Below are 23,986 nucleotides of genomic sequence, written 5' to 3' on the forward strand. Positions count from 1 at the left end.
AGGAAGAGTAATGAAAGACGAAACGCTATCGATCCATTTTGGCTACGAAACAGACCCTACAACCAAGTCGGTTGCTACGCCTATTTATCAAACTGTCGCTTATGAATTTGAAAACGCTCAGCATGGCGCCGATCTATTCAACTTAGAGGTTCCTGGGAACATTTACACACGCATAATGAACCCAACCAACGACGTACTTGAGAAACGTATGGCCGCTCTTGAAGGTGGTATCGCAGGCCTTGTAGTCAGTGCAGGTAGTGCGGCAATCAACTACGCCATTTTGACCTTAGCGCAAGCCGGCGACAACATTGTTTCTACTCCTCAGCTTTATGGCGGCACCTATACTCTGTTTGCTCATATGTTACCAAACCAAGGCATTGAAGTGCGTTTTGCAAAAGACGATAAGCCTGAAAGCCTCGCTGAACTGATTGATGAGAACACCAAAGCGGTTTACTGCGAAAGCATCGGCAACCCAGCGGGCAACATTATTGACCTTGAAGCGGTTGCCAACGTGGCTCATGCACAAGGCGTTCCTGTTATTGTCGACAACACAGTCGCCACCCCTGCCCTATGTAAACCAATCGAATTTGGCGCAGATATCGTTGTACACTCGCTAACGAAATATGTTGGCGGCCACGGCACCACATTAGGCGGAATCATCATTGATTCAGGTAAATTCCCTTGGGCTGAGCACAAAGATCGTTTCCCTGTCCTCAACCAGCCTGAACCTTCCTACCATGGTGTGGTTTACACCGAAGCCTTTGGCGAAGCCGCCTTTATTGGCCGAGCGCGAACCGTGCCACTGCGCAACACCGGCGCAGCACTATCACCAATGAATGCTTTTATGCTTATGCAAGGGTTAGAGACCCTGTCTCTACGCATGGAACGTCACACTGAAAATGCAATGAAAGTCGCTGAATACCTAAGCCAGCACGATAAAGTCAGCTGGGTAAGTTATGCTGGCCTACCAAGCTCTGATCACTACCCATTGGCAGAGAAATACATGAAAGGTAAGCCCTCGGCGATCTTATCATTTGGCCTAAAAGACGGTTACGATGCTGGCGTGAAATTCTACGATGCCCTGCAAATCTTCAAGCGCCTAGTCAACATCGGGGATGCTAAATCACTGGCTTGTCACCCGGCATCAACCACTCATAGGCAGCTTTGCGAAGAAGAGCAAAAACAAGCGGGCGTCTCACCGGAAATGATTCGCCTGTCTGTGGGTATCGAACACATTGACGATATTCTTGCAGACCTTGAGCAGGCGCTAAACGCTTAAACTCCGATTTGTTAGAACCGTTCAGGTTTGGCTAAAACGACAAGAGCCTAGGTTTACACCTAGGCTCTTTTTCTAAACAGACTTCTCATTCGAACTGCTTCTTGTATAAAACAAACGGTCATTCCACCACATCGACTTCAATCGTTCCCAAATAGGTAGCGCTTAGCTTTACGTTATCTCCTAGCTGCAAGTAGTTTTCTGCTTCAAAACTCTCTTCAATGTACTGCTCTAGAATGTAATCTACTGGGCCATAATCTAAGAATGAAAGCGTCGCCAGCCACTTAACCCCTTTAGTGGTTTGATAAACCCAATCTGGCGTGTTGTACACCACACCGGCAGGGGTTCCAGTCAAAATATTCACGCCTTGCGATTCAAAGTTGGCATCGAATAGTGGTACGGCTTTATCTTGGTACTTCCAGATTGGCAGCCCCCTTGGTAGAGAATGCGCTCCATCAACTCATCTGGCATGACGATCATTTCTGATGCGAGTGCAGCCTGACGTGTAATGCCGTTCACTACAGTTTCCAAATCAATCTGGTCGACAAACGACGACCAATCCTTTGGCACCACAATATAAGGCCCAGTTGGGAATCGCGTCGCACCACTCTTGGCATCACTGAACCCGTGCCCAGAAGTCACATTATCCACATCAATTTTTCTCAATAGCTCTGCTCTATCCGTAAAATCGCCGCAAACAAATAAGCCAACATAACCACTTGGGTCAGCCTTTAGCCCTTCGACCCAACGCATACAGAGCTCGACTTCATAGTCGAGTAACACTTCAGAGCTATAACGGATCTGGGATTGCGTTGGCGTCGGCGTTGCAAACTTGGGGAACAGGAACACTTCATGAATATCGGCCTCTTCGCTATGTTCAACATAATTTGCACCTGCCGCCACGTGTTGAGTACGCTCGCCACCAGCAGGAAGCAGTTCATTGATATTTAGGTTTTGCACCTTTAGAGCGTCAGAGATTTCTTGGAGTTGGTTGTAATCAAACTGATTTAGAAATGACAACGCATCGTCTGGATAATAGTTGTAATGCTCACTGAGATTCACCGCCCCAACTTTGTCGCTGCGATGATTGAGTACTAAGTAGGTATGCTTCTGACCACTTTCTGAGTTGACTTGGGCAAGCGTGATCGCCTGTTCAATCGGCGCAATTTTCGCAGCTTTCGCATTTGTGAGAGGCAAGATGCTGAATAACAAGGTAGAAATGATAGCTTTGCGTGATACTTTCATGGTCTTTCTCCGTAATGTAGACCAGCTCAGAGTAAGAGACGCAACGTCACAACTTCGTCACTAACTCTAAAAACGGAAGAAAATTAATAACCGCTGCAAGGCAAAGGAAATTAAATGCGTATTCTCGTTACGGAAGATAATCATGAAACCGCCGTCAACTTAGGCGACTTTCTTGAGTACTTTGGTCACCATGTGGATTTTGCTTACAACGGCGCCTCAGCAATTGAACTGCTCACCCAATCACGCTTCGACTTGGTGATCCTCGATGTCATGATGCCAATTATGGATGGCATACAAGCCTGTGATGCCATTCGCCAAGGCTCGCATGCCGATGTCCCTATCATTTTTGTCACCGCGTGCGACACGCTCGAAGACAAACTGGCTGGGTTCAATGCAGGCGCAGACGACTACATTGTTAAGCCGTTTGAGATGGCAGAATTGCATGCTCGAATACAGGCGCTAGAAGCGAGAAACAAACGTCGTCACAGCCCTAATCTGTCTTTTGGCCCATTCATCTACAACTGCGAATCTGATGAAGTCAGTATTGATGGCCAAGAGCTTAATCTTGACCCTACCCAAAAACGCATCGTCAAACTGCTGCTCACTCGGGCTCCTAAACTAGTCAGCAGTGAAGATATCGCTTACGAGCTGTGGCAAGGAGAAGAGCCTGAAGAGAGCAGCGCACTGCGCACACAGATCTATCGCTTACGAAAAGCACTACCCAATAATTTATTGGTCACCGAACGTGGTAAAGGGTATCGCCTCAATGACATTTAACATAAGGACATCTAACTCACTGACATCTAATATGATGATATTCAAACCATTCACTTGGTTGGCAAACTGGTATCGCAGCCATATACGCCACCAAGTGTTTAGCATCATTTCTCTCTTAATGCTGGTGGTGGCGATTGGCATTGGTGTAATTGGTTGGGCGGCAACCGAAATTGCAGCAGACAGCTTTATTAATCAGCGCGTCAGCGTAATGCAGTCCCAGTGGATACATAAGACCGAGCAGACAAATAATCACGCACCAGCCACAGCTCAACATATCCAGATCTATGCCTTCGAAGATGCAAACAAGCCCCAATTCCTCAACGCCATTAATCGCATTGGCATTGAGGAGTTTGAACTCAGTAACGCTCACGTCGCTACATTTGAATCCCCTTTACATAGCCTTTCACAAGATAGGCCTTGGATACACTTAGTCTACCTACCTGATATCGATCCTGAAATGGTGAATTATGGTGACGGCGTATTAGCTTATGTAGGTTATATGATGTTGCTTGTGATGCTTTTAGGGTTAGTCACCGCGCACATCATATCAAAACGTTTCAGTGCTCCGATTTTAGATTTGGTTGAACAGGTCAAAGCGCCGCAAAACACGAGCAAATCAATTGCCAGTACCAATCATCGAAGGGATGAAATCGGCGATTTACATCGCGCCTATCAAGAATCTTTCGCTCGGATTCAAGCATTTCTCCAAAGGGAACAGCAATTTACCCGCTTTGCAAGCCACGAACTTCGTACTCCTGTTCACATCATTCAGGGTGCGACAGACTTGCTTATCATGACGGAAGCGCAGGCATCACACGAACCTGCTTCAAGACTGCTTAGTGATAAACCATTAGCGCAAGAAGCTACAAGTCATAAGAGATTGCAAGTGATTCAACGAATCCAAAAAGCAAACCGTGAAATGAATGAGTTGATCAACACTTTCCTGCTCATTGGCCGTGAAGAGCACCAACAGCAATCATTGAAATCCATCCTAGAGATCATTCAAGCTACCATCGAACAGCATCAACACTTACTCAACGACCAATCAATCACATTTACGCCAAAAGACGAGAGCGACTTTCTCGTTGAAGAACATTTCGCTGGTGTGGTGATATCAAACCTCATCCGTAACGCCTTTAGCTACAGCCACACTAGTGTCACAATGTCGCAGCGAGGACGAAGGTTAATCATTGAGAATGATATTTTAGAGGCGCAAGCAAAGGCTTTGGCCATGGTGAGTCGATAATATCGGCTGTTTGCAACAGCGCTAACTGGCTCTACTCGCGGTCGGTTGGGGACAGCAAAGCCACCACTATCGTATATTTTTAGGCGTTCATCAATCGCTATAGTGGTTTTGGTGGCGTTGACTAGCATTGCTCATAGTAGGTCAGTTTGTTGTGACCCAGTTGTGACATTGGATTAGTTAACCTTGCGGCTCTCTTAACCGACAAGGACAGCCTAACAATGCGACGCCTCTATCTTGCCATTGCGCTCACACTCATTCATACACCCTCGCTTGCGAACCAAGAAACTCCCACACAGGGCTTTTACGGAAACTTTAGCCTTTTCTTTGGTGCTCAAGGTACTAACTCCAACCTCAGTACCGAAACCAATGCCTCGGTTGGTGGCTATGAAGCAAGCGCTGACAATGAAAACCAAGCGGTGGTGATTCCCTATTGGGATATCGCTTATCGTTTCAACCCAAAGTACGAACTCTACTTCAATACGGATATCGTCGGTATGGCCAATGATTTCTATCTGCAGACTGGGTATCGCTACTCTTTAGACGATGGCTCACAACTCGCTCTCGGATTTGTCCCCGGCTTGCTTGAAAAAGAGGTCTGGCAGAACCCGTATCAACTTGGCGCAAGCAGAGAAACTACCGACTCAGCGGTGCAAGGCATCGTTGCCAATTATGATCAAATATTAGGGTCTGATTGGTCACTTGAGCTTGCGTTGGGTAAATACCAAGTCGACCAAGAAAAGAGCGTATCCGCTACAGCGGGATTCTGACCTTAGATTTGCTGAGATCAGCTATGCCAAAGATTTGTCTGCGAAATGGAGCATGGGTTGGTTAGCCAGTTTACTCGATGTTGATGCGCAAGGCTCGGCTAAAACAAGCCAGCGATACAATACTGAATTTGAGATTGAGAGACGCCAAGGCAGACACATTACCATGCTCGCCTTGAACGCAGGTCAGCAACGCTTTGATGATACTCACCCAATCTTCGAAGAAACGCAAAAAGACAACCGATACGGTTTGTCGGCCACTTACGTATATGCCGCGCCCTTCAACTGGTCTAATGCGCTTTTCATCGCTCGCGGTGGCTGGGACTGGGTGGATTCAAACCTCGACTTCTATGATCAAGAAGAGTATCTGGTCACGGTTGGCGCTCAATATCGTTTCTAGTCACGAAGTCATTACATCTAAGTCATAATATTCAAACCATAGCATCTACATCATTGAAATAAGACTCTCGAACATTCAAAGAGACAGCAGCCTGCCGTTTAGGTTTACCGAAACGCCATAGTAATCTTCGGCAGGTTCGCACCCTATCGCAGAATAAGCATATGGGGCAGCAGCGGTGATGTTGATGACATCACAACCCGCACTCAACCCCGACTGAATGCCCGCTGGTGCATCTTCGAAGACCAAACATTCGCAAGGCTTAGCACCGAGACGCTGAGCCGCTAACTGGTAGCCCTCTGGATTAGGCTTACCCAATGTCACGTCTTCAACCGTAATGAACACATTGGGAATGTCGATACCGGCTGCTTTAAGTCGCTGCACTGCCAGTTCTTTTGGCGCAGAAGTAAACATCCCCCACTCGTCTGGTTGGAGTAGACTCAAAAATTCTACCGCGCCACGAATCGCCTGAACCGAGCCAACATTTTGAAGTTCGATGTCTTCGAGCCACTGAGCTTCTTGGATGGGGTCCAAATGCGGCATAAACTCTTGGATTACTTCCTCACTCGGGCGTCCGTGTGATGTTTCCAAAATAGCCGCTAAGTCCAAATCGTGTTTTTCCGCCCATGCTCGCCACGCTTTCTCAACCGACTCTTTCGAATCAACTAGAGTGCCGTCCATATCAAAAATAAACTTTCTGTAGTTTTTGGTCATAACAGAATAACTCTTTGTTATTTATTAAATTATTTATTGGTGATGTGGAGTTTAGCTAAGCTCTGTGTCTATTATTAGCGAGATAGAGAGCCAAAGGTTATACTTTGACGACATTTGGTAGTACTAAATGGACATTTTTATCGAATCACCCAAAAATGTCGTCAACCAGCAGGATTTGAATGAAAGCGATCTCGACCAAAACATTGATCAGACCCGGATACTCGTGGCGCCACCACAATGACATAGCAGCACCAGAAAGTACCGCATTACACTTTCATCGTGAGTATGAGCTGTTATTGCTATTCAATTATCACGGCACAGTTCAAGTAGGCAACATCGACATTGAGGTTAATCCATGCTCGCTGATACTCATCCCTCCCAACGTCTCTCACGATCTAAGAAAACTCGAAATCCTTGACCAAACATGCCAGCCCGAACGGCACAGTTTATGGATAGATAAAGACTGGCTGTCGAGCATGTTGGTGTATTGCAATGAGATGGGAAAGTTGGCCAACATGTTCAGCAAACCTGAGAAAGGTATACTGTTCTCTCACGTCACATCAAAACTGGCCAAAGAGGCCGTGAATCAAATCGATTACAAAATGTCCAGTTTGGAGCAACTTTCCGTGCTGATTCGGGTATTCTCACTTATCTCGCAGGATCACGACAAAGTGATTCTCAGTGCTACCCGCAGTTCTACCTTTGACGATGAAAAAGATCGGGTTGAAGCGATTTCCCAATTTCTGGATAACAACTACACCAAAGAGATCAATTTAAGCGACCTCTCAAAGCACGTTTACTGTAGCGAGCGCACCGTTAACCGAATATTCAAAAAGCATTTTGGCGAAACCTTTAGCCAAAGACTGAAGAAGATACGGTTAAGCCAAGCTGCCCACCTGTTGGAAACAACCCAGTTAACCGTCAGCCACATATCAAGCATGGTGGGCTACCACAACCTCTCTAACTTCAACCGGTTGTTCAAAGCGTACAAGGGCCTAACACCCAATGAGTACCGTGTGAGGTTCTCTAACTAAACCGTTTTATGGCTTCTGTTTCATTCAAACCAGACCAAGCAAAGGCGCACTAAAATTGCGACAGTAATCACTTAAAAATGATAAGCTAACAAAGTCGTATCTAATTCAGTATCTTATGAACCCTCAAGTCAATTATCGCGTTCTCGCCCTCGCCTGTTTGATCATCAGTATCGGTCAGCTCAGTATGGGGCTTGTTTTTCCTTCCTTACCTTGGATCGCGAAAGACTTTGACATCACCCTAGATCAAGCTCAACTACTGGTCAGTGTCTACTTGTTTGGGTTTGGGCCTTCTCAATTCATCTATGGGCCAGTTTCTGACTCTTTGGGTCGAAAGAGAGTGTTGCTGTTTGGCCTTTTCATCGCACTCGCGGGCCTTATCAGCATCACTCTGTTTCACGACTCATTTGAAGCTTTGGTGCTCGGGCGTCTATTACAAGGCATTGGTACAGGATGCTGCGCAGTTTTAGCACGGGCGACCATCCGCGACAGCCACAGTGGCGATCATTTAGCAAAAGCCCTCGGCTACATAGCCATGGCCGCTTCCGTGACGCCTCTCTTTGCCCCAGTTATTGGCGGGTTCATCAACCATCACTTTGGCTGCTGATGGTGTTTGTTTCGTTACTTGGCTATGTCGCAATCGCTTTGGTGTCTGCTTTTGGGCTTGTTCGATGACACTCGTAAACAGCGCAGCCCATCCCATCGCCCGCGGCCATACTAAAGCAATACAAGGTACTAATGACATCCAAGTACTTTGTGAGTTTCGCGATGATAAGTTGGCTAAATTTTAGTTTGATGATCACCGCTGTGTCGGTCATGCCCTTTATCATGCAAAACCAAATTGGAATGGAGTCGGACGAGTACGCCTTGTGGGCCTTGATTCCAGCGCTAGGCATGTTGTTCGGCACCAGCTTATGTAACCGATTTAGGCCTAGAATTGGCACAAAAGCCATGCTGTATTGGTCGCCGTGTCTGCATATTGCTGCGGCGCTTTGGTTGCTGCTTTGTCCGCTTGAACCTCTGTATGTGATGTTTGGTCAACTGCTGATGATTCTGGGTAATGGTATCGCGCTGCCTTGCGCCCAAACCATGCTGCTTCAACCTTATAAAAAGAGAGCGGGTGCAGCCGCAGCAATGGCAGGAGGTGGCCAAATGCTGGTTTCAGCGATTGTCAGCATGGGACTCACTCAGCTCGGGCTTCAATTCACTTGGCAATTAGCGATAGTGATTGGAATTTTTGCCCTAATTACACTGAGTAACATCTCCCGTGGCTTTAAAGCGAGCCCATAAAACTAAGCGTTTAACAATAACGACATGTCGATTCTCAGGAACAGAGTTCAATAAAGGATTCAGTAAACCAAACGAACGACATCACTCGCCGTAGTGAAGACAATCAAACCAAGTACTACCACCCAGCCTGTTAAATTCAAGCCTAACTCGATACCTCTACTGTTGTATCGCTCTATGAGGATCAACAGGACTTTACCGCCATCAAGCGGCGGAATCGGCAGTAGGTTAAACAAGCCTAAGTTAACGCTGAGTAGAGCCAGAAAATAGAACAGCTGATAAAGCTCTGCCCCCATTACCTGCCCGCCGACTAACACTGTATTGATCAAACCCGACAACTGAGAAGGCTCTGCTACTGCGGTACCAATAAGCTCAAACAAAAACCGAACTACATACACGGTTTGGTCAACGGATGTGATAAGCGTCTGAAGGTTAGGAGCCTGGCCTGAAGTTAGATTTGCAAGAGCAACTAGCAACCAAGCCAGCAACAGATTTGCGATAGGGCCACCCAAGAAATACCCTATTCGTTTGGTGGCCGCTATTTGGTAAAAGTCTTCGTCGTGATCCAGTTGTAGTTTGACGTAACCACCCAAAGGAATCTGCGATAATCGGAATTCACATCCCCAAACATGTGTTTGATAGATTGGCTTGCCAAACCCCAATGAAAAGAGCTCGACGGGCAGTTTGAACAGTTTGGCGGCAGCAAAGTGACCGAACTCGTGAACAGTCACGAGCAGCAGAACAATCAGAAAAAAACCAATGTATTCCATTTACACCTTTCCCTTTAAAAGTAATCCAAGCTTCTCTGATTCAACATGCGACTTTAACGCCACCACTTCACTTGCTTCGCGAGCGCCTTGACTGATTTTCCCACCCGTTTGGCCTGCTGTTTTAGCGGTGGTTTCTTTTGCGTTGCTTCGACTCTTTGACGATTGCGTTGTACTTGAGACATCCGCCCAAATCTATCTTGAAGCGCTGTTTTCAATGCATCTAAGCCTAAGCTCTCTTCATCTTCGTCAACCAGCGCCAAAGGCAGCGCGACAATATTGTTCATGAGCTTACGGTTATGCTCAACGGCTTGATGAATCAATTGGCTAACCGGATCGGTTTGGTCTTTAAGATCATAAGGCGGCTGCCAAGTACCCTCTCCCACTAACTTATCGACTTGAGTGACAACGCCAAGCAGTTCAGGTTCTCTGCGCGATACATTCTCTCGCTGTTCATAAAACTCAGTAAATGACTGATACAGTTTAGTATCAAGAGACTTAGCCGGCTGATTTGCTCTTAGTGCCCAAAGGACTAAATCAGCTTGAGTCATCTGCTTAAGTGCCGCTTCACTCGCCTCTTTTGTACCATCAAGCCCGGCCGTATCCACCAGCGTAATTTCTTTATCTCTTAGCTCGAATCGATAAGCTGTCACACCATCAGTGGAAGGTAACGTATCCACTTCTGCCGTTGTTTGGTTAAGAAGCAGGTTCACTAAAGAGGATTTGCCTGCACCCGTTTGACCCGTAATGACAATACGAATCGGTTCTAGCGCTTTTGCACTGTTTTGAATATCTTCATCGGCAACTAGGCTCGCTTCAATATCTTGTTCTTCAAATCGAAAACGTCCGCTGTAAAGATCAATCGCTACGGCTGCAACTTCATCTAACAGCGCATGTTTCGACTTAAGCTGAATCTCTTCAATCAACCCTTTCGTCATACTCGAAGTTACTTGTTGTTTGCTCACATCGGTGACGAACTTCAGTGGGTTGAAGTAAATGTTCTTCGCGTGGTTAATCCAAATGGCGCTCTGGACCAGTTTCTTACCCAATTCACCATAATTATCATAGGCTTCATAGCCTGCTTTAATGTGCGACACCTTAATCAGCTCAACCGCAGGAATGTACTCCTTCACGGTTTTGTTGTAACGGCGGCTCACTTCCTCGAACAATTTGAGCCCTTCAGGAACAGAAAAGTCGAGCGCCTTTTTGCCATATTGCTCAGAGACGAAAGCGACCGCATCCAAACTCAAGGTATCGATGTCTCCCCACGCATCATTTTGCTCTAGCAATTGATAGGCATAAGCTCGTGTTTTATGCCAAAGTTGAATTTCGCGTTGCGACCAGTCTTCTGGCGGCGAGACTAATTCTTGCTCGATAGCTGCAATCTTATCAGCAACATTTGACGGTTCAGCATCTTCATCCTTCGGCAGCGAGCGACTGAGAAAGTAAAGAGGTATTGTGACAACCAGTGTGCTTGCTGCAATCGCCAGCGATAAGTGAAGAATGTAGCCATGCTGAAAAGCAAGAACGACACCAAAACCCATAGTAATCAATACGGGGAACAAGGCTGAAATCATCGCGATGGTCCAGCGACCACCAGACAACTGGGCAAGCAATATCAAAAGGTTGGTGCTTTTTTTCATGACTTATCTCGCTCTGATTCCGTTTTTGCTTTGGCTTCAGTTTTAGCTTTGCTCAATGATCGTTTGTACAGACTTTGTAGAGTTTGATTATCAATCGCTTCACCTTTCTGGCGCTGATAGAAGTAGTAACACGCTGCGCGCCCTAGGGCATAGGTCGTTGCGAAACTTATCGCTGCAGCGCTGACCGAGCCCACGGTTTGCCCCCAGCCCGGTATCAGTTTCACTAGTTGCCGAGCACCTAATTTCACCGAGTACTGCACCGCAAAACTACTGCCTAGAGAAGCGATTAACTCACTAAGAACACGCTTGTTCCATGCGACATCATATTGAGCGGCAAGACTATGAAGCATTTTGCCCTGTATCGCAGGCACGGTGACAAGCCCTACCGCGGGAATAAGGTCGCTGGCCGATGCGGTTCCGCTATACCAAAGCACTTCTTTCTCTAAACGAACAAAATTTTGCTCTTCAATCGTAGAGTGTTCTTGCTTTTCTATAACTAGACCAACGGAAGGTAAAAGCTCGGCAAGGGCATCAACCAAATCTGCATAGCTTTCAGACGAAACGGTTTGATGAGAGAGTTGAACATTAACCGAAGTAAACTCTCCCCAGACTTTCTCTACCTGTTGCTGCTGAAACGACGACAATCGTTTCAGCTCGTTGGCGTGAAGGGTATGCAACGTAGTCAGAACCAGCAACATTATTTGTTGCTTACGCTGCTTCTTAATCTGCTTTAACGCTGCAAGTACATCGCTCTGCTCAGGATCATCTAAGCGCATCACGACAATAAGCACATTCGCACTGTCACCGAGGTAGGCAATGTCATCGGTCGGATCGTAGTGCGCTTCCCCCAAACCACGTGTATCAACAAACTTCATAATGGGTTTGTCAGCAGGGAATTCATAGCTCGAGGCAGTGGTGGTACAGGGCGCGAAACCATTTCCAATTTCGATGTCGGTTTCATTGGTCATTTCTTTGATTAGCGTCGACTTACCTGCCCCAGTCTTGCCCAACAGCCACAAGGTTGGCAGATGCGTTCTCTGATACTCATGGGCAGGCGTGAGATTGGTATTCACCTCAGGCGTCATAAACTGTTTGATCTGATCAAGCATCGTTGGATTATCACCTCTATCGCACAACGGAATGTTTCTCCAAGAAAAGAAAAACCGCATATGAGTCACTAATCTAGCAAACTCACACGCGGTTCCCAAGAGGTTGATTTTTAATGTATCTAATTCACGACATGGAGTAACCCTGCACTGGTGAAGTTAGAGTCGATATCCCCAAATCGCGTCGATTATTTTTACCATCACCTCTTTCGATACGCTGGTTGGGTCGCGCTCTGGCATATACTCGACAAAATCGGCACCAACGAACTTCTCGCTAGAGGAGACGGTATCCACTAATTGCAGAGCTTCACGAGCAGACAGACCGCCAACATAAGGTGTTGCACACGCTCGATACATAGCACCATCCAGAGCATCATAGTCAAACGACAAGTAGATATGATCGTACTCGGCTTCGAGTTTCTCCATCAGCTCTTCAACCACTTTATTCATACCCATCTTGTCGATGGTTGGCATGTCGTAGTTTTTCATACCTAGCTCATTTTTAAGCTCGTATTCATTAAGCATCCAGTCGCGCACCGCAACGTAATACACATCTTTAGGATTCACTTCAATGTCTTTTGGCATGCTCCAGCCGTTGTGATGATATTGATTCATCATAATCGCCAAAGGTTTACCATGCAGGTTACTGTCTTTTAACGTGTTGCAATCAGCATGGGCATCCACCCAAACAATCGCGACTTTCTTACCTTGCTGCTTTTGGTAATACTCCATCGTCGCTTGTAATGTGCCCACGGCGATAGCGTGATCGCCGCCAATGGTGATCGGAATACGGCCATTTTTGTAGCTTTCCAGTAGACGTTCTTTCAAATCCGTCGCGTATTCAACCAACGCGCGATCTTTTTTATCTGCATTGATTGAAAAAAACACGCTGTCGGATACGGCCACATCCCCTGTATCTACGATATCAGCACCCCAACGACGGTTACGAATGTCGATCCACTCGGTAAGACCATTCCAGCAATCCATGTCCGATCGTCGCAAGCCATCAACTGTATTTTCGCTAGTTGTGACCCACCCCAATTGGTTGAAAGGGGCACCGATGATATCGAAACTACGTTTGTTAGATAGCTTGTCCATAAATATCCTTACTTACTTTGTGTGCTCACTACTCACAGTAGCGACTCAAGAATGAGAATTCTTCGACACAGTGCAAGTTTTAGCCCGGTAACCAATCAGTAATATTGATAGTTAAGCTATTGATATCGCGAAATAATGAACACTAATGGCATTGCGAATCTCTAGCTGAATATGTAGAACCTTGCAGCAATAAAAAAGCCAGCGAGAACGCTGGCTTGAATATTTACTGGCTATGCGACTATCAAACGACCACTTGCGCACGAAGCAGTGAATAGAAGTGTGGGAACTTGTTTTTGATGTTGCGCTGCTCTTGCACCATGATTTTGAATGATGGCCCTTTACTCAGTTTGAAGATCACCTCTTCTCCATCAAAACGAAGTACAGCCCCCTCAATGAAAATTTCGTCATCGGTGGGCAAACTCACCTTGCCTGTCATCTGTTCGCCTTTGAGCATCATCGAATAGTTTTCCATCAACACTCGAATCCCCTGCTCTGACAACTCTGTCACTCGATAGCGCTGATTGCCTAACTGCAATACAGGCATCGCGCGTTTGGGATACTTGAGCCGATAAAACTGACGTTTCTGGGCAAACTTTTGTTCCGTCATAATACTTCCGTGATTTACGTCTTAATCTATTACGCACCTATTAGGTCGCGCTTTTCCATAGATTAACACTTTCGAGCTACCTTAACAGGTCACATCACTATATTTTAGCACTTCTCCCTAAACCAGACTGTATTCTATAACTTTCAAACAGTTACGCCACTATGCTCATCAATGATGAACACAGTGGCGCACAGGTAATGAATCAACCGAGTCTACGTATTCTCAGTGACTCATTCTCTTGGAACTCCCGTTCTTAATTATTCAGCTTGCTCTGCCCATTCAGCACGCACGTTCTTCGCCGCCGATACTAGGTTAGCCAACGATTTCTCCGTTTCTTCCCAGTTTCGAGTTTTCAAACCACAATCGGGATTAGCCCACAAACGCTGTGCTGGAATTTTTTCCGCCGCTTTACGCAGAAGATCTTCAATCCATTGCTCACTCGGAATATTAGGTGAGTGGATATCGTACACACCCGGACCAATTTCATTTGGATAGTTAAAGTCTTCAAACGCTTTAAGTAGCTCCATGTTCGATCGCGAGGTTTCAATGGTAATCACGTCGGCATCTAGAGCTGCGACCGATTCAATGATCTCGTTGAATTCGCTGTAACACATGTGAGTATGAATTTGTGTTTCTGGTTTTGCGCTCGCGGCTGAAATCTTAAAGGTATCAACAGCCCATTCCAGATACTCACTGTGGTCACGCTTTTTCAATGGCAAACCTTCACGAATGGCAGGCTCGTCAATTTGAATAATGTTGATACCCGCATCCTGGAGGTCAGAAACCTCATCTCGCAATGCAAACGCGAGCTGCTGAGCGATCTCTTTGCGAGTGATGTCCTCACGGGGGAATGTCCAACATAGAATGGTCACCGGACCGGTCAGCATGCCTTTCATCTGTTTTGAAGTTAGAGATTGAGCATAAGTCGACCATTCCACGGTAATCGCTTTCTCGCGTTCGATATCTGCCACGACTACTGCAGGTTTAACACAGCGTGAACCGTAACTCTGAACCCAACCAAATTGAGTGGTCTGGAACCCCGCTAAGTTCTCTGCAAAATACTCCACCATGTCGTTTCGTTCCGCCTCACCATGAACGAGTACGTCCAAATCAAGCGCTTCTTGTCGACGTACCGCATCGCTAATATGATTCTTCAACGCTTGCTCATAATCCGCATCACTCAGCTTACCTTGGCGATACGCGCTGCGCTGTACTCGAATTTCGTCGGTTTGTGGGAATGATCCTATCGTTGTCGTTGGTAACAATGGCAAGCCCAACACTTCTGCTTGATGCGCAGCTCGCTCTGGATAAGGCGCACTGCGCTCAGCAAGCGCTTTGTCGATGGTGTTTAGTCGTGCTTGAACCGTTGGCTTGTTGACATGGTCTGCTGAACGACGCACAACCAAGGGAGCACTGTAATCTTCACATGCTTGAATGGCCGCTTGGTCTCCATCAAGCGCCTTTGCCAATAGCGCTACTTCGGCCACTTTCTGTTTAGCGAACGCAAACCAACTGCGCACCTCACCGCTAAGCTTCTCTTCGAGTTCAAGATCAACTGGGCTATGCAGAAGTGAGCAAGAACTCGCAATCCACAATTTATCACCTAGCTTAGCTTTGTATGGTTCAAGTTTTGCGTGCAATGCTGCCAAATCTGCACGCCACACATTTCGGCCATTGACCGCACCCACAGACAACACCCAATCACTCGGTAGCTGACTCGCAACCGTTTCAAGTTGCTGAGGCGCTGCTGAAATATCAATGTGCAAGCCATTTACTGGTAGTTCAATGATGCGAGAAATCGTGTCGTCAACCGAATCAAAGTAGGTGGTCAGCAGCAGTTTCACGTCGCTTTGTAGCACTTGGTAAGCCAGTTTGAACGAGTCAGCCCATTGAGAATCAAGCTCTAATGCGAGCACTGGCTCGTCGATTTGTACCCATTCAACACCCAGTTTTGACAGCTTGGCGAGAATACTTTGATAGGCGCTCAGCAACCTTGGCAGCAAAGTTAGACGATCAAACCCATCTTGCACTTCTTTACCTAAGTACAGGTAGCTCACAGGCCCGAGTAGCACTGGCTTAACTTTATGGCCCGCTTTGATTGCTTGGTTTACTTCTTCAAACAGCTGAGGCCAACTCACCTCAAATGTATCGTCTTCAGAGAACTCTGGAACAATGTAGTGATAGTTCGTGTTGAACCATTTCGTCATGTCCGATGCGGCGCTTCCTGCGCAATCGCAGCTTTTTTGCGATTGGCCACGACCAACTCGAAATAGCGTATCTAAGTCTGGAAATCCATTGCGATTACGTTTTGGTACATGACCTAGCAGCAAACTCGTGGTTAAGACATGGTCGTACCAAGCAAAATCACCGGCGGTTGCAAAACTCAGCCCCGCCTCTTTCTGAACATTCCAGTTCTTTTCACGCAGATCGGAGCCCACCGCTTTGAGTTGATTCTGATCGATTTCACCGCGCCAGTATTTTTCCAATGCAAATTTCAGTTCGCGTTTTTCGCCTATGCGTGGGTAGCCAAGTATGTGAGTCGTTGTTGTCATAACCAAATTCCCTATATTCACTAATTCGTATTTATGTGTTCACGAAATGCATTTATGGGCTTGCGTATTTCGTAAAAAAGCTAATTCGTATCAGACACTTCCTTTTGCTCGTCGAAAGCCATTGAGCGGCAAATTCAATAAGGCGTCTGGATGGCTAAAACTATGTCGCGTTTCCTGAAGATGAACAATTTCCAAATACTCACATTGATTATGAGGGAATTTCATAATCAACCTTGACCGTATTTTTCTCAAGTTTTAGACGTCTAGATGTTTACAGCTCCGAAAAATACTCGTAAGTTAAATAGGTTCATAGAGAAATGGATTTTATGAGAGATATTCATGATTGAATTAAAACACTTAAGAACACTGAACTCTCTGAGGGACACGGGCTCGCTCACCGCAACTGCGACGGCCTTACATCTGACTCAATCTGCGCTTTCCCATCAGATCAAAGATCTCGAAGCTCGAATTGGTGGTCAGCTGTTTTTGCGTAAAAACTCGACCTGTGCGTTTTACTACCGAAGGGGAAATTCTGCTCAAGCTTGCGGATGATTTATTACCAAGAATAGCAAAAGCAGAGAACGACCTAGCAAGCCTGAAAGAAGACATGAATGGTAGGCTGCACATGGCGATTGAGTGTCACTCGTGTTTCCAATGGCTAATGCCAGCGCTCAAGGAGTATCAGGTAGCCTGGCCAAGCGTGACTTTGGATTTCTCTTCAGGTTTTGGCTTCGAGCCCCTGCCCGCTCTCATGGCTGGTGAACTCGATTTGGTCATTACTTCAGACATTCAAGCCCGTTCTGAAGTCCACTATGAACCCCTATTCGACTTCGAAATGCGTTTGATTACCGCGCCTAATCATTCCCTTGCAGATGTAGAGACCATTTCTCCGGATCACTTAATCAACGAGACCATGATCTCCTACCCAGTTCAGAAACAACGATTAGACGTGGTTAAACATTTCCTTCAACCCAATGGCGTTGAAGTGAAGAAATGGAAGCAAGCAGATAACACGTTAATGTTGGTGCAAATGGTGTCTGCAGGACTTGGTGTAGCGGCTCTACCGAACTGGGCGATCAGTGAGTTTTCCCGTCAAGGCTTAATCACCAGTAAACCTTTAGGTGACGGGCTATGGCGTCGTTTATTTGCAGCAACGCGCGCCAGCGAAAAAGACAAACGCTACTTGCAGGCCTTCTTCTCTACGGCAAGACAGCAATGTAAAAGCCATTTAGATGGCATCAAAATGGTCTAAGAGAAAACGACAGAGGCGAGTGTGATTCACTCTCGCCTCTTTTAATATCTGGAATATAGTAGTTATAAATGTGTTCAACGATTGTAGGCTTTGAACTGGTTGGTCAGTGGATCGTATTGATAACCGAGCACATCCAACTTGCCGACTACACTTTCTACGTCCATCTCGTACATACTCACCAGTTCATCAAAGCTATCACACTCGAGTCGAAGCTTTTCATTCACAATGCCAAGTAAGATGATGCTATCTAAGCTACCTACGTTACTGAGATCCATAATAAGCCCTCCTAACCAATACAATGCTCAAGTAAAGAGTAGCTTCTAATTTAGCTCAATGCCGTGAATCGCTCTAAAGATTCGCCAAACCCCCATAAGATGTCATAGAAATGAGAATCACGCCAAGCGCCACACCAAGTTGTCCCTTTGAGACTTCTTTGTCCATGAATAAATGCCAACACCAAATCACGATGCCTGTGATCATTAACGCTAAGCTGATCAATAAGGTAGGAAGAATCGTTTTCAACGCTTCGTCGGTCAAGCCGTAAACAAAACCCAGAACTGTCAGCGCCATAACCATACCCGACACCACACCCGTTACAGGCAGTATTCGGTGGAATGCTTGCAAACGAGAGCGCGCAATAACCAACAGCAATTGAGTAAACACAGCGCCAGAAAAGGTACATTGGCCAACAAAGCTAGCGAAAATGCGATATTGCTTTGTTCACCGATTTGGATGCCAACAAAAGCAAGGGCCAAACCATTCGCAAGATATAGAATCCAAATTGGGCCAGCATCGCGTGTTTTCCCCGTTCGAACTTGCGAGAAGAAATAGAAAATCGCAAACACCACCATGAAAGCTTCAATACGCAAAGATGCAACGGCTAGCCACAGAATACCCAATGTCGGCAAAGCTTTGTGCAAACGCCCTCTTTGTCCTGGGCAGATTTCACCTCGAACCAAAATCAAAGTGATAAAAAGCTGTGCCCCAAGCAACATGGAAGGGAAAATAGTCAGAAGAGTTTGAATCATAACGAGGATCTATCGCGATTAAGTATAAATTTCATTAAACGCGGATAATATCAAAACACCGACCTCAAGCAACCATAAGCACTCAACTCATAAGCACCCAACTCGCAAGTTCAAAAAAAGCTAGCTATTTCCCGTTTCAATTAGATAATTCAGCACGTCTTTTTGATCCACCATCCCTTTGTACTGCATGTTTTCGTCCACCAGAACCCAAGGGAACTGGCGGTACTCTTTGGCGCACTGGAGGAGGTCAAGTAGAGGAGTATCGTGTGGTAGTTGAGTAAAATCGGTGCACATCATCTGATTCACAGTTCTCTTCCATTGCCGTGATTCTTGCTGGTCTCTAGATCGGTGCCCATTCTTGGTGTAAGAAAGAGGTTGATCTCTCTACGGCCCAAAATACCAACGCAACGTTTCTTGTCTAGTACAGGCACTGTTGGTGCAACCTCATCTCGGAAATACTCGTAGGCTAGCGACACAAAATCACCAGGGTCTAATGTATGCTTACGCTCAGACGCTAACTCATAAATGGTGGAGTACTGTTGAGGGCCTCTGACGTGTAGCAAATCATCGAGCTTGGTTCGATAAGTAAAAGATTGCTCCAATTCCCAAGTCGGTAGTGGTTCAGAGAAGAAATAGCCTTGCATATAATCAACGCCAATTTCTTTTAACGCCACCACTTGCTCTTTGGACTCCACACCTTCCACCACGACAGTGATCCCCAAAGTATGAGCCAAGTAGGTAATGGCTTTGACGATATGGAAATTGGTCGTGCGTTTTTCGACATCTTGGACAAACTTTTTATCGACTTTCAGTATGTCGAAGTTAAAGTCGCTCAAGTAACTAAACGAGGAGTATCCAGTGCCGAAATCGTCAATCGCGATACTCACGCCATGCTTTCTCAGCTCATTAAACGCTTCCTTTTGCGATTGCTCGCTATCAAAATAAGCACTTTCTGTGAGTTCTATCGTCACGTATTCAGGAAGAGTTGAGTAAGTGTCCACCAATTCGGCCGTGTTGGTCAAAATATCACTGGCGCTCTGATGAGTATTGATCGAACGATTGACGGTGATCCCGATCTCAGCACCAAATTTGAACTGGATATTTTCTAACTGCTGCATCGCAAGCTTGCCAACAATTCGATCAACTTCACTGATAACGCCAAGGTCCTCCGCGGTATTGATCAGCTCTTGCGTAGGATGCACGATCTCATCACCCGATTTGAATCGACAAAGCGCCTCAAACTTCACGACTTGCCAACTGTTGGTTTCAACAATTGGCTGATAAAAGACCTCAATGGCTTCTGTTTTAATCGCCTCTGAAACAATCTGCTCGTATTTCTTACGATTTTCAACGCCTTCGTGGATTTCCTGATCGTAAAAATACAAAGTGGCTTGTGAATCACCATGCATCTCCATCATGGCTTGAGCTGCATGGGAGATAGCACTGGATACACTGTTGGCGTCTTGCCCTAAAACGGATACGCCTATCTTACCATTAAGGATCTGGCTATGGCCCACTTTGGAACGATTCTTTATCTCAACAAAGTAACGTCTTAGCCTCGCTTGCAATGAACGGTGCTTATCAAGACTAATGTCATGGCTAAACTCGAGCGCAACGATAAAAATTCCATCGGCGAAATAACCATTGAGCTCGGCGCAAGGATTCTCCATTAAGTTAACAGCCATCTCTGCTGTTAACTCAACGTCGTCTCCTTTAATGTCTGGCTTCATAACCATGATAAGGTGACCTGCTTTGGACAGATTATCCGCCCATCGCTGTGTTAAAGTGTCAATAAATGCCTGCTTTTTTAGAAGTTGTGTGGTCAACTCGATATCACTTCCAAGACCCTGCAACCGATTGAGATCATTAGAACGGTCAACCGTAATCGCCAAGTAGTATTTGGGCTGTTCGTCTATTTCAATCGCTTGAATAGAGATGGATTCAGGATAAGTATGCCCTTTCGCGTGACGGGAAATCAGCTCTCCTGTCCAATACCCTTTCTCGGTGATGCTCCGCCACATTTGCTTATAGGTTTCTTCTGTGTGCTTTCCGGCATTGAAGATATTGGTATTCAACCCATAAATCTCGGCGAGTTTGTACCCAGATTGACGTTCAAAATAGTGGTTGCAGGCAATAATTTTGGCATCCGCATCGGCTAGAACAATGCCGTGATGATCGTTTTCAAACAAAGTTTCAAACAACTCAGCCAAAGACTGACTTTTAGGTATCAAAATAAGAGGTTTTACGTGCCCCTGAACAATGTCATGACCAAACTTTTCAATAAAAATATCGCAGAATACTAGATCATCATCGCCATTTTTAATGCAGCAATGGACATTTTGTGGTTGATTTTGTTTGTAAACTATAGAAACCGCGCGCTTTACGATACTTTGAGATCGTACAGTAAACATCTGCATCATCGAAGCAAGAGTCTGACCTTCGTTGGAAATGTTCAATTCATCTTGCTCACAAAGCGATTCGAAGCTAAACGACCTATCCGCTAGATTAAGCGTCCAAACGTACTCGGAGTCTCGCACTAACTCTGCCATCGTATGTTGCTTAGCCAGACTTTCCATATCTTCATTCCCAAACGAGCGCTACAAAGCTTCATTACTATAAGCCTAGGATAGTATGTGTTTATTTTCACAGAACATCCGCATATTTAATGAGGTCAAGAGCTCAGTTTTCATTGATTTAAACTATCGGATAAACAAAGCGTTATCGTCTATCTTTAATTTAATCATTTAAGTGCAATAGCCACACTGATATTGAGCTAGATACTCTATCCACAAGTCGCTATAATTCGCGCTCCCTAGAGTAGAGGTTATTTTATGTACAGCAACACAACTCCTATCCACGAGCGAAAGAAATATTGGGCAGAGTGCTTTGGCACGGCCAAATTTCTACCCACTAGTCGAAAAGAGATGGATGCTCTGGGTTGGGATAGCTGTGACATTATCATTGTGACTGGCGACGCTTACGTCGATCACCCAAGTTTTGGTATGGCTATCATTGGTCGACTACTCGAAGCGCAAGGCTTTCGCGTTGGCATCATTGCTCAACCTGACTGGAGCAATAAAAATGCCTTCATGAAACTCGGAAAACCAAATCTATTTTTTGGTATTACCGCAGGTAACATGGACTCGATGATCAACCGTTACACAGCAGATAAAAAGCTGCGTCACGATGATGCTTACACGCCAAATAACGAAGGCGGTAAACGCCCTGATCGCGCAACACTGGTCTACTCCCAGCGTTGTCGCGAAGCGTATAAAGATGCGCCTATTGTACTAGGGGGTATTGAGGCAAGCCTCCGTCGCGTGGCTCACTACGATTACTGGTCTGACAAAGTTCGTCGCTCAGTGCTGTTTGATGCAAAAGCCGATATTCTTTTGTTCGGTAATGCCGAGCGCGCCCTTGTAGAAGTAGCCCATCGTTTAGCCGATGGCGAAAACATTGCTGATCTAACCAATGTTCGCGGTACTGCTGTCAACTTAGCTGAGCTACCAGAAGGCTACACTGTGATTGATTCCTCACGAATCGAGAAACCAAGCAAAGCCTCATTTGTGGTTCAAAATCCTTATCAGGTTGAGGAGCAGTGTGATACCAAGAAAACCGAAGAGCCAGAGGCGAAACCCATTACCATTCGCCCTTCAAGGCACGATGCGAAAACGACTGCTGTACGTTTGCCACCCTTCGAAAAGCTAAACAACGACCGTGTATTGTACGCGCACTCTAGCCGTATTCTGCACTTAGAAACCAATCCATATTCTGGCCGTGCGCTGATCCAGCGCCACGGTAACCGCGAGCTTTGGGTCAACCAAGCGCCAATTCCACTCTCTACCGAAGAGATGGATTATGTGTTTGGCCTGCCATACGCGCGTGTTCCTCACCCTATGTACGGCAAAGCAAAAATCCCTGCTTACGACATGATCAAAACATCGGTCAACATCATGCGTGGCTGTTTTGGTGGCTGCTCATTCTGTTCAATCACAGAGCACGAAGGTCGTATCATTCAGAACCGTTCTAAAGAGTCGATTTTGAATGAGCTCGAAGAGATTCGCGATAAGGTTCCAGGTTTCACGGGCACCATTTCAGACCTAGGTGGTCCAACCGCAAACATGTACCGCTTGGGATGTAACGACCCTAAAGCGGAAGCGAACTGTCGCCGACCATCTTGTGTGTTCCCAGGTATCTGTAACAAGCTCAATACCGACCACAAGCACACAATCGACTTGTACCGTGAAGCACGCAAAGTCAAAGGTATCAAGAAGGTCATGATCGCCTCAGGTGTGCGTTACGATCTGGCGATTGAATCGCCTGAATACGTTCGTGAGCTCGTCACTCACCACGTTGGTGGATACTTAAAGATTGCTCCAGAGCATACGGAAAAAGGCCCATTGGACCTTATGATGAAACCAGGAATGGGCACCTATGACCGCTTCAAAGAGATGTTCGAAAAGTACAGTGAAGAAGCAGGCAAGAAGCAGTACTTAATTCCTTACTTCATCTCGGCTCACCCGGGAACGGAAGATGAAGATATGCTCAACCTTGCGTTGTGGCTGAAAAAGAACAACTTTGAGTGTGACCAAGTTCAGAACTTCTACCCATCACCAATGTGTAATGCGACGTCGATGTATTACTCAGAAACAAACCCGCTTAAGCGTGTTAAGTACAAGCGTCGTGAAGAAGTGCCTGTAGCGAAAGGTGAACGTCAACGTCGTTTGCATAAAGCACTACTTCGCTACCATGATCCAGACAACTGGAAGATCATTCGTGAAGCACTGACAGACATGGGTAAAAAGCACCTCATTGGTGACAAACCTCACTGCCTAGTGCCTGAAGAAGATATTGATTCTAAAACGCCGGCTCAAAGACGTAAGTCAGGACGCCACGGCGCTAACCGCTTCGCGACCAAACACACCAAAGGCCAACCTGGCTTTGGGGCATTACGTCAAGGTGGTAACAAGCAAAGTGGAAACAAACAAGGCAGCAAACATCAAGCGATGGTAAGCCAGGCGTAAATAAAAATGGCGCCCGCAACCCAAACCAGAACAATGGTTCTCAAGGCCAAAAGACGCAGGGCAACCGCTCTCAAGGCCATACGGGTAGACCTCAAGGTCAAAACAGCAAACCTCAAAGCCAAGGTGGAAACCGTAAGCCTAAACGTCGTTAAACCCCACATTAACCATTAAA

The 23,986-nt window shown here is 46.1% G+C and carries 16 protein-coding genes and 5 pseudogenes; 8 read left to right on the top strand and 13 right to left on the bottom strand.

Annotated elements, in window-relative coordinates:
* The first annotated feature begins 10 nt into the window (after positions 1-10).
* Positions 11-1,279, top strand: a complete 1,269-nt coding sequence (locus UA76_RS21950; RefSeq protein WP_047050010.1) for an O-acetylhomoserine aminocarboxypropyltransferase/cysteine synthase family protein — start codon at positions 11-13, stop codon at positions 1,277-1,279.
* A 118-nt stretch (positions 1,280-1,397) separates the two neighbouring features.
* Here the strand turns inward: UA76_RS21950 and UA76_RS25035 are convergent, their stop codons facing one another.
* Together UA76_RS25035 and UA76_RS21955 are read right to left on the bottom strand one after the other, a co-directional pair.
* The gene (locus tag UA76_RS25035) at positions 1,398-1,631 is read right to left on the bottom strand and encodes a hypothetical protein (RefSeq protein WP_238322377.1); all 234 of its coding nucleotides are present in this window, start codon (positions 1,629-1,631) and stop codon (positions 1,398-1,400) included.
* A 5-nt stretch (positions 1,632-1,636) separates the two neighbouring features.
* Positions 1,637-2,521: a fumarylacetoacetate hydrolase family protein gene (locus tag UA76_RS21955; RefSeq protein WP_238322378.1), complete on the bottom strand. Its 885-nt coding sequence runs from the start codon at positions 2,519-2,521 to the stop codon at positions 1,637-1,639.
* Positions 2,522-2,635: 114 nt separating this feature from the next.
* Between UA76_RS21955 and UA76_RS21960 the strand changes: the two genes are divergently transcribed.
* The 3 genes and pseudogenes from UA76_RS21960 (at position 2,636) to UA76_RS25040 (ending at position 5,708) form a co-directional block, all read left to right on the top strand.
* On the top strand, positions 2,636-3,298 hold the full coding sequence (locus tag UA76_RS21960; protein ID WP_047050011.1) for a response regulator transcription factor: 663 nt from the start codon (positions 2,636-2,638) through the stop codon (positions 3,296-3,298).
* A 31-nt stretch (positions 3,299-3,329) separates the two neighbouring features.
* Entirely contained in the window at positions 3,330-4,544 is a 1,215-nt protein-coding gene (locus UA76_RS21965) for a sensor histidine kinase (protein ID WP_238322379.1), read from the top strand.
* A gap of 218 nt (positions 4,545-4,762) precedes the next feature.
* A pseudogene (locus UA76_RS25040) lies at positions 4,763-5,708 on the top strand (DUF2860 family protein).
* A gap of 75 nt (positions 5,709-5,783) precedes the next feature.
* Here UA76_RS25040 and UA76_RS21975 read toward each other — a convergent pair.
* A complete protein-coding gene (locus UA76_RS21975) occupies positions 5,784-6,419 on the bottom strand; it encodes an HAD-IA family hydrolase (protein WP_047050012.1) in 636 nt (211 codons plus the stop codon).
* 179 nt (positions 6,420-6,598) lie between these two features.
* Here UA76_RS21975 and UA76_RS21980 point away from each other — a divergent pair, with 179 nt between their 5' ends.
* The gene (locus UA76_RS21980) at positions 6,599-7,453 is read left to right on the top strand and encodes an AraC family transcriptional regulator (RefSeq protein WP_047050014.1); all 855 of its coding nucleotides are present in this window, start codon (positions 6,599-6,601) and stop codon (positions 7,451-7,453) included.
* A gap of 115 nt (positions 7,454-7,568) precedes the next feature.
* A pseudogene (locus UA76_RS21985) lies at positions 7,569-8,740 on the top strand (multidrug effflux MFS transporter).
* Positions 8,741-8,799: 59 nt separating this feature from the next.
* On the opposite strand, the gene UA76_RS21990 reads toward UA76_RS21985, so the two are convergent.
* From UA76_RS21990 to metE, 6 genes are all read right to left on the bottom strand, one after another.
* Positions 8,800-9,507: a site-2 protease family protein gene (locus UA76_RS21990; protein WP_047050015.1), complete on the bottom strand. Its 708-nt coding sequence runs from the start codon at positions 9,505-9,507 to the stop codon at positions 8,800-8,802.
* Positions 9,508-9,560: 53 nt separating this feature from the next.
* Positions 9,561-11,147 (bottom strand): GTPase family protein, encoded by a 1,587-nt coding sequence (locus UA76_RS21995; RefSeq protein ID WP_047050016.1) that lies wholly within the window; start codon positions 11,145-11,147, stop codon positions 9,561-9,563.
* On the bottom strand, positions 11,144-12,256 hold the full coding sequence (locus tag UA76_RS22000; RefSeq protein ID WP_047050017.1) for a YcjF family protein: 1,113 nt from the start codon (positions 12,254-12,256) through the stop codon (positions 11,144-11,146). Before UA76_RS22000 ends, UA76_RS21995 begins: the two co-directional genes overlap by 4 nt.
* A gap of 156 nt (positions 12,257-12,412) precedes the next feature.
* Positions 12,413-13,351, bottom strand: coding sequence for an arginase family protein (locus tag UA76_RS22005; protein WP_047050019.1), 939 nt, complete (start codon positions 13,349-13,351; stop codon positions 12,413-12,415).
* Positions 13,352-13,592: 241 nt separating this feature from the next.
* Positions 13,593-13,958 carry a PilZ domain-containing protein gene (locus UA76_RS22010; protein WP_047050021.1) on the bottom strand — a complete coding sequence of 122 codons (366 nt, stop codon included), beginning with the start codon at positions 13,956-13,958 and terminating at the stop codon, positions 13,593-13,595.
* A 257-nt stretch (positions 13,959-14,215) separates the two neighbouring features.
* Entirely contained in the window at positions 14,216-16,510 is a 2,295-nt protein-coding gene (metE, locus tag UA76_RS22015; RefSeq protein ID WP_047050022.1) for a 5-methyltetrahydropteroyltriglutamate--homocysteine S-methyltransferase, read from the bottom strand.
* Positions 16,511-16,849: 339 nt separating this feature from the next.
* On the opposite strand from metE, the pseudogene UA76_RS22020 reads away from it, so the two are divergent.
* Positions 16,850-17,762 (top strand): annotated as a pseudogene (locus UA76_RS22020) (LysR substrate-binding domain-containing protein).
* 74 nt (positions 17,763-17,836) lie between these two features.
* Here the strand turns inward: UA76_RS22020 and UA76_RS22025 are convergent.
* The 4 genes and pseudogenes from UA76_RS22025 to UA76_RS22035 all read right to left on the bottom strand — a co-directional run bounded on the left by UA76_RS22025 (position 17,837) and on the right by UA76_RS22035 (position 21,366).
* On the bottom strand, positions 17,837-18,037 hold the full coding sequence (locus tag UA76_RS22025; protein WP_047050024.1) for a DUF4250 domain-containing protein: 201 nt from the start codon (positions 18,035-18,037) through the stop codon (positions 17,837-17,839).
* Between the two features lie 73 nt (positions 18,038-18,110).
* Positions 18,111-18,790 (bottom strand): annotated as a pseudogene (locus UA76_RS22030) (hypothetical protein).
* A 120-nt stretch (positions 18,791-18,910) separates the two neighbouring features.
* On the bottom strand, positions 18,911-19,087 hold the full coding sequence (locus UA76_RS22750; RefSeq protein WP_238322384.1) for a CBS domain-containing protein: 177 nt from the start codon (positions 19,085-19,087) through the stop codon (positions 18,911-18,913).
* Positions 19,088-19,092: 5 nt separating this feature from the next.
* Positions 19,093-21,366, bottom strand: a complete 2,274-nt coding sequence (locus UA76_RS22035) for a bifunctional diguanylate cyclase/phosphodiesterase (protein ID WP_052772134.1) — start codon at positions 21,364-21,366, stop codon at positions 19,093-19,095.
* A 255-nt stretch (positions 21,367-21,621) separates the two neighbouring features.
* Between UA76_RS22035 and UA76_RS22040 the strand changes: the two are divergent.
* Positions 21,622-23,966, top strand: a pseudogene (locus UA76_RS22040) (YgiQ family radical SAM protein).
* Positions 23,967-23,986 lie beyond the last annotated feature (20 nt).

The organism is Vibrio mexicanus, assembly GCF_001012815.1.
In the GTDB taxonomy this organism is placed as follows: Bacteria; Pseudomonadota; Gammaproteobacteria; order Enterobacterales; family Vibrionaceae; genus Vibrio; species Vibrio mexicanus.